3 protein-coding genes and 2 pseudogenes are annotated in these 7,187 nt (G+C 72.1%); all 5 read left to right on the forward strand.

The genetic code is table 11. From position 1 onward, the window contains the following. Nucleotides 1-3,172 (forward strand): annotated as a pseudogene (gene mfd, locus AC2W7J_RS13790) (transcription-repair coupling factor); the annotation flags it as partial. Nucleotides 3,173-3,193: 21 nt separating this feature from the next. Further along, on the forward strand, nucleotides 3,194-3,769 hold the full coding sequence (locus AC2W7J_RS13795) for a SurA N-terminal domain-containing protein (protein ID WP_485983074.1): 576 nt from the start codon (nucleotides 3,194-3,196) through the stop codon (nucleotides 3,767-3,769). A gap of 2 nt (nucleotides 3,770-3,771) precedes the next feature. Beyond that, nucleotides 3,772-4,533 carry a MazG nucleotide pyrophosphohydrolase domain-containing protein gene (locus AC2W7J_RS13800; RefSeq protein WP_485983076.1) on the forward strand — a complete coding sequence of 254 codons (762 nt, stop codon included), beginning with the start codon at nucleotides 3,772-3,774 and terminating at the stop codon, nucleotides 4,531-4,533. A 91-nt stretch (nucleotides 4,534-4,624) separates the two neighbouring features. Then, the gene (locus AC2W7J_RS13805; RefSeq protein ID WP_485983078.1) at nucleotides 4,625-5,740 is read left to right on the forward strand and encodes a GNAT family N-acetyltransferase; all 1,116 of its coding nucleotides are present in this window, start codon (nucleotides 4,625-4,627) and stop codon (nucleotides 5,738-5,740) included. Nucleotides 5,741-5,850: 110 nt separating this feature from the next. Continuing rightward, nucleotides 5,851-7,187: pseudogene (eno, locus tag AC2W7J_RS13810) on the forward strand (phosphopyruvate hydratase); the annotation flags it as partial.

Here is a 7,187-nt window from a genome sequence, read left to right on the forward strand (position 1 = left end):
GCCTGCGGGTCGGTGACGAGGCCCCGCTCGAGGAGGTCACCGCCGCCCTGGCGGCCGCGGCCTACGTGCGCACCGACCTCGTCGAGCGGCGCGGCGAGTTCGCCGTCCGCGGCGGCATCCTCGACGTCTTCCCGCCGACCGAGGAGCACCCGGTCCGCGTCGAGCTCTTCGGCGACAACGTCGACGAGATCCGCTGGTTCAAGGTCGCCGACCAGCGCAGCCTCGAGCCGGCGCCCGAGCTGTGGGCCCCGCCCTGCCGCGAGATCCTGCTCACCGATGCCGTCCGGCGCCGCGCCGCGACCCTCGCCGAGGAGCTGCCGGGCGTCGCCGACATGCTGCTCAAGGTCGCCGAGGGCATCGCCGTCGAGGGCATGGAGTCGCTGGGCCCGGCCCTCGTCGACGGCATGGAGTCGATCCTCGACGTCCTGCCCGACGGCTCGGGCGTCGTGCTGCTCGACCCCGAGCGGGTGCGCGCCCGCGCGCACGACCTCGTCTCGACGAGCGAGGAGTTCCTCCAGGCCAGCTGGGCCAATGCCGCGGCCGGCAATGCCGTCCCGATCGACCTCGAGGGCGTCCTCGGCACCGCCTCCCACTGGACCCTCGCCGAGGCCCGCGAGCACGCGCTCGACCTCGGCCTGCCGTGGTGGACGGTCACCCCCTTCGCCGTGGACGAAGAGCTCGCGGCCATGGACGACCGGGTCGACCACGACCACGTCGGGCTGCGCGCGCCGGCGGAGGAGCCGCCACACTTCCGGGGCAACACCGAGGCGGCCGTCACCCAGATCACCGACTGGACCCGCGACGGCTGGCGCGTGCTCGTCGCGACCGACGGTCCCGGCCTCGTCGCCCGCGTCGCCGAGGTGCTCGGCACGGCCGGGGTGGCCACGCAGACCGCCGGACCCGACGAGCAGATCGAGCTGACCGACGGCGTCGTCGCGCTGACCCGGGCGAGCCTGGGCACCGGATTCGTCGCGCCGACGCGCGTCTGGCGGTGCTCACCGAGGCCGACCTGCTCGGCACGAGCGGCGCCGGCGCATCCACCCGCGACATGCGGCGGATGCCGTCGCGGCGACGCAAGCAGGTCGACCCCCTCCAGCTGCGGCCCGGCGACCACGTCGTCCACGAGCAGCACGGCGTCGGCTCCTTCGTCGAGATGATCCAGCGCACCGTCCAGGGCGCGACGCGCGAGTACCTCGTCATCGAGTACGCCCCCTCGCGGCGGGGGCACCCGGGTGACCGGCTCTTCGTGCCGACCGACCAGCTCGACCAGGTGACCCGCTACGTCGGCGGCGACGCGCCGCCCCTGAACAAGATGGGCGGTAGCGACTGGCAGAAGACGAAGTCGCGCGCCAAGCGGCACGTCAAGCAGATCGCCGGCGAGCTCATCCGCCTCTACAGCGCCCGCATGGCCACCCCCGGTCATGCTTTCGGCCCCGACACCCCGTGGCAGCGCGAGCTCGAGGACGCCTTCGCCCACATCGAGACGCCCGACCAGCTGAGCACCATCGACGAGGTCAAAGCCGACATGGAGAAGACGGTCCCGATGGACCGCCTCATCTGCGGCGACGTCGGCTACGGCAAGACCGAGATCGCGGTCCGCGCGGCCTTCAAGGCGATCCAGGACGGCAAGCAGGTCGCCGTGCTCGTGCCGACGACCCTGCTCGTCCAGCAGCACCTCAACACCTTCTCCGAGCGCTACGCCGGCTTCCCCGTGACGGTCAAGGCGCTCAGCCGCTTCCAGACCGATGCCCAGGCCAAGGAGGTCATGGAGGGCATGGCCTCCGGCGCGGTCGACCTGGTCATCGGCACCCACCGGCTCCTGGGCAACGAGGTGAAGTTCAAGGACCTCGGGCTCGTGATCATCGACGAGGAGCAGCGCTTCGGTGTCGAGCACAAGGAGCAGCTCAAGGCGATGCGGACCAATGTCGACGTGCTCGCCATGTCGGCCACGCCCATCCCGCGCACCCTCGAGATGGCGGTCACCGGCATCCGCGAGATGTCGACGCTCGCGACCCCGCCGGAGGAGCGGCACCCGGTCCTGACCTTCGTCGGCGCCCACGAGGAGAAGCAGGTGGCCGCCGCGATCCACCGCGAGCTCATGCGCGAGGGGCAGGTCTTCTACGTCCACAACAACGTCGGGACGATCGAGAAGGCCGCCTCCCGCATCCGTGAGCTCGTCCCCGATGCCCGGGTCGAGACCGCCCACGGCAAGATGGGCGAGCACCGGCTCGAGCAGGTCGTCCTCGACTTCTGGGAGCGGCGCTTCGACGTCCTCGTGTGCACGACGATCGTCGAGACCGGCCTGGACATCTCCAACGCCAACACGCTGATTCTCGACCGGGCCGACCGCTTCGGCCTGAGCCAGCTGCACCAGCTGCGTGGTCGCGTCGGACGTGGGCGGGAGCGGGCCTACGCCTACTTCCTCTACCCGCCGGACAAGCCCCTGACCGAGACCGCCCACGACCGGCTGCAGACGATCGCGAGCAACACCGACCTCGGCGCCGGCATGCAGGTGGCGATGAAGGACCTCGAGATCCGTGGTGCCGGCAACCTGCTCGGCGGCGAGCAGTCCGGTCACATCGCCGGCGTCGGCTTCGACCTCTACGTGCGGATGGTCGGCGAGGCCGTCGCCGACTTCAAGGGCGAAGGGGAGACCGCGCCCGCCGAGGTCAAGATCGAGCTGCCGGTCGACGCGCACCTGCCGCACGACTACGTGCCCGGCGAGCGGCTGCGCCTCGAGGCCTACCGCAAGCTCGCGGCCGCGACGACCGAGGAGGAGATCGGCGACATCATCAGCGAGCTCGTCGACCGCTACGGCGAGCTGCCGCAGCCGGTGCGCAACCTCGTCGAGGTCGCCCGCCTGCGGATCATCGTGCGCTCCGCCGGCCTCACCGACGTCGTCGCCGTGGGCAACAACGTGCGCTTCGCGCCGGTTCAGCTGCGCGAGAGCCAGCAGCTGCGCCTGGGCCGCCTCTACCCGCGGTCGAGCTACAAGGAGGGCACGCAGACGGTGCTCGTCCCCAAGCCGACGACGGCGCGGATCGGGGGCACCCCCCTTCGCGACACCGACGTGCTCACCTGGGCCAGCGACCTGGTCCGTCAGGTCATGCTCGATGATGTCATCGTGGACCCAGGGGCGACGGCGCCCCGAGACACCTCGCGCTCGCGCTGAGGACCGGACGAAAGGACCCCCGTGCTCGGTCACCCCATCCGACGCCCCGCCCGTGCTGCCGCGCTCGCCGCGGTGGCGGCCCTCGCCCTGACGGCCTGCGGATCTGACGACACCGACGCGGCGAAGGGGGGCAGCTCGGCCCGGGCGGCGACCGTCGGCGACGAGGAGATCACCGTCGGCGACGTGCAGCGCAGCACCCGTGAGCTCACGGCCTTCGTCGCCGCGCAGGCCCAGGCCTCCGGCCAGCAGCCGCAGCAGCTCGACGCCTCGACGGTCGTCACCTATCTCGTGCAGACGCCGGCGGTGCTCGCCTACGCCGATGAGGAGGGCCTCGACGTCCCCTCGCAGGGGACCGTGCGCCGGGAGATCGAGTCCTTCGTGCCCAACCCGTCCGACATGACCGTCGACTTCCTGCGGGCCAACGACGTCGCGAGCAAGCTCGACGAGCAGGCGCAGCAGGACCTGAGCCAGCTGCTGCAGGAAGGTGACGTCTCGGTGAGCCCGCGCTACGCGAGCGCCGTCGGCAAGGCGCCCGACTGGCTCGAGCAGCTCGAGCCGGAGCAGCAGACCGGCGCCGGCCAGCCGCAGACGCCCTGACCGTGGGTCGCCTGGTCCTGCTCGCGACGAGCCCTCGGGTCTCGCCGGGGCTGCTCAGCCGTGACGCCTGGCGGGCCCTCGACGAGGCCGACCGCGTCCTCGCGGCCGACCTCGACGAGGCGCTGCCGCTGGCCCTCGTCGACGACGGCGTGCAGCTCGCCGCGGCCGCCGCGACGACGCCGCACGAGCGCGCCCGCGAACTCGTCGACGCGGCCCGCAGGGGCGTGGTGCTGTGGGTCGGTTCGCCCGACGGTGACCCCGGGCTGAGCGATGCCATCGCCGCGGAGGTCTCCCGGCTCGACGACGCGCCGGAGGTCGAGGTGCTCGTCGGCTCGTGGGACGTCGAGGGCGGCCGGCTGCTCGACGCGGTCGCCGTCATCGACCGGCTGCGCTCGCCGGGTGGGTGCCCGTGGGTGGCGGCGCAGGACCACGCGAGCCTGGCCCCCTTCGTCATGGAGGAGGCGCACGAGGTGACCGAGGCGCTCGAGGCCGTCGTCGCCGACCCCGACGGCGTCGAGCGGCGCGAGGAGCTGACCGACGAGCTCGGTGACCTGCTCTTCCAGGTGCTCTTCCACGCCCGGGTCGCCGCCGACCACGCCGGCGCGCCCTTCACCGTCGACGACGTCGCCGCCGCGCTCGTCGACAAGCTCGTGCGGCGCAACCCGCACGTCTTCGGCGACGCGCAGGCCGAGACCCTCGAGGAGATCGAGGCGCAGTGGCAGGCGATCAAGGCGCAGGAGCGCGCGGAGCGCGACGCGGGCTGACCCAACCCTGCAAGACCTAGGGTTTTTGCAGAGTTCGGAGCCGGAACCCTGCAAAACCCTAGGGTCTTGCAGGGTCTCTAGGCTCGTGCGCATGGACCAGCGGATCAGCTTCGTCACCCTCGCCGTCGCCGACCTCGCGGCGAGCCGCCGCTTCTACCTCGACGGGCTCGGCTGGCGGGCGGACCTCGACGTGCCCGGCGAGGTCCTCATGATCCGCGTCGGCGAGCACCTGATCCTCTCGCTGTGGGACGCCACCGAGTTCGAAGGGGAGGTCGGCCCCCTTCGTCGTGGGGAGGGCTTGGCGCCGATCACCTTGGCGCACAACGTCGCCCGACACGAAGACGTCGACGCGATCCTCGAGCTGGCCCGTGCAGCGGGCTCGCCCGATGTCGCCTCGGCACAGCAGCGCGACTGGGGTGGGTACACCGGCTACTTCGCCGACCCCGACGGCTTCCGCTGGGAGATCGCGGTCAACCCCGGGCCGATCGGCGAGACGGTGCTGCCGCCGGCCTCCCGCGACGAGGTGCGGCTCACTCCCTTCGACCAGCCGATCGGCCCCGCGGTCGACGGCTGGACCCCGCCGCCTCGACCCGACCTGCCGGCGACCACCGGTCGCTGGTGCACCGTCGAGCCGCTCGCGCCCGAGCACGCCGCCGAGCTGGCGCCCGAGGTCGCCGGGCCCGACCACGACGCCTTGTGGGCCTATCTCAAGGAGGAGCGTCCCGACGACGTCGCCGCCTACGTCGCCGGCCGGCTCGCCGGCGACACCGTCGAGGTGCTCGTCCGCGACGGAGACGGGATCGCCTGCGGGGTGGTGAGCCTCATGCGCATCGACCGGACCCACGGCGTCGTCGAGATCGGCAACGTCGTGCTCGGCCCGCGACTGCAGCGCACGACCGCCGCGACCGAGGCGATGTCGCTGCTCGCCCGGCACGTCTTCGATCTCGGCTACCGGCGCCTCGAGTGGAAGTGCGACAGCCTCAACGCCCCCTCCCGACGGGCTGCCGAGCGGCTCGGCTTCACCTACGAGGGCACCTTCCGCCGGCACGTCGTGACGAAGGGGAGGTCCCGCGACACCGCGTGGTTCGCCATGACCGTCGACGACTGGCCGCGGGTGCGGGCCGCGCACGATGCCTGGCTGGAGCCGGCCAACTTCGTCGACGGCGTCCAGCAACGACGACTGGCCGACCTGCTCGCGGCGGGCTGACCTCCCTTCGCCCGCGTCCGCGGGGTGGGTCGCAGCACGAAGCGCCGTGGCCGAGCCGTTACGCTCGTGGCGACCTTCCCCGTGTATCGAGCACCACCAAGGAGCCGGCAGTGGCCAGCATCGAAGCAATTGGCGCCCGCGAGATCCTCGACTCCCGCGGCAACCCGACCGTCGAGGTCGAGGTCGCCCTCGACGACGGCACCATCGCCCGCGCCGCGGTGCCGAGCGGGGCGTCGACCGGCGCCTTCGAGGCCGTCGAGCGTCGTGACGGCGACAAGAACCGCTACCTGGGCAAGGGCGTCGAGGACGCCGTCCGCGCGATCGAGGACGACCTGACCCCGCGTCTCGTCGGCTTCGACGCCAGCGAGCAGCGCCTCGTCGACGGCGAGATGCTCGCCATCGACGGCTCGGACAACAAGGGCACGATCGGCGCCAACGCGATCCTCGGCGTCTCGCTCGCCGTGGCCAAGGCCGCGGCCGAGTCCGCCGGTCTGCCGCTCTTCCGCTACGTCGGCGGCCCCAACGCCCACGTGCTGCCCGTGCCGATGATGAACATCCTCAACGGCGGCTCCCACGCGGACTCCAACGTCGACATCCAGGAGTTCATGATCGCCCGATCGGGGCCCCCTCCTTCCGCGAGGCGCTGCGCTGGGGCACCGAGGTCTACCACTCGCTCAAGGCCGTGCTCAAGGACAAGGGCCTGTCGACCGGCCTCGGCGACGAGGGCGGCTTCGCCCCCAACCTCGAGAGCAACCGCGAGGCGCTCGACCTGATCATCACCGCGATCCAGCAGGCCGGCTACGAGCCCGGCACCCAGATCGCGCTCGCGCTCGACGTCGCCGCCAGCGAGTTCTGCGACAACGGCACCTACACCTTCGAGGGCCAGCAGAAGTCCGCCCAGGACATGGCGGCCTACTACGGCGAGCTCGTCGACGCCTACCCGCTCGTGTCCATCGAGGACCCGCTCGACGAGGACGACTGGGCCGGCTGGCAGGAGCTGACCACGCAGCTCGGTGACAAGGTCCAGCTCGTCGGCGACGACCTCTTCGTCACCAACCCCGAGCGGCTCGCCCGCGGCATCCAGGACGGCGCGGCCAACGCGCTCCTGGTCAAGGTCAACCAGATCGGCTCGCTCACCGAGACGATGGACGCCGTCGCCCTGGCCACCCGCAGCGGCTACACCTCGATGATGAGCCACCGCTCCGGCGAGACCGAGGACGTCACGATCGCCGACCTCGCCGTCGCGACCAACTGCGGCCAGATCAAGACCGGCGCCCCGGCCCGCTCCGAGCGCGTCGCCAAGTACAACCAGCTCCTGCGCATCGAGGAGGAGCTCGACGACGCGGCGGTCTACGCCGGCGCCGGGGGCCTTCCCGCGCTTCAAAGGGCTGATCGCCGACATGGCACGCACGCCGCGCCGTCGCCCCGCACGCTCCGGTGTGCAGGG

Source organism: Janibacter sp. CFPM2_SD2 (assembly GCF_057364645.1).

What these genes read in the sequence shown, in the direction of transcription:
- AC2W7J_RS13805 (WP_485983078.1), top strand. Translation starts at nt 4,625, where the DNA reads ATGGACCAGCGGATCAGCTTCGTCACCCTCGCCGTCGCCGACCTCGCG.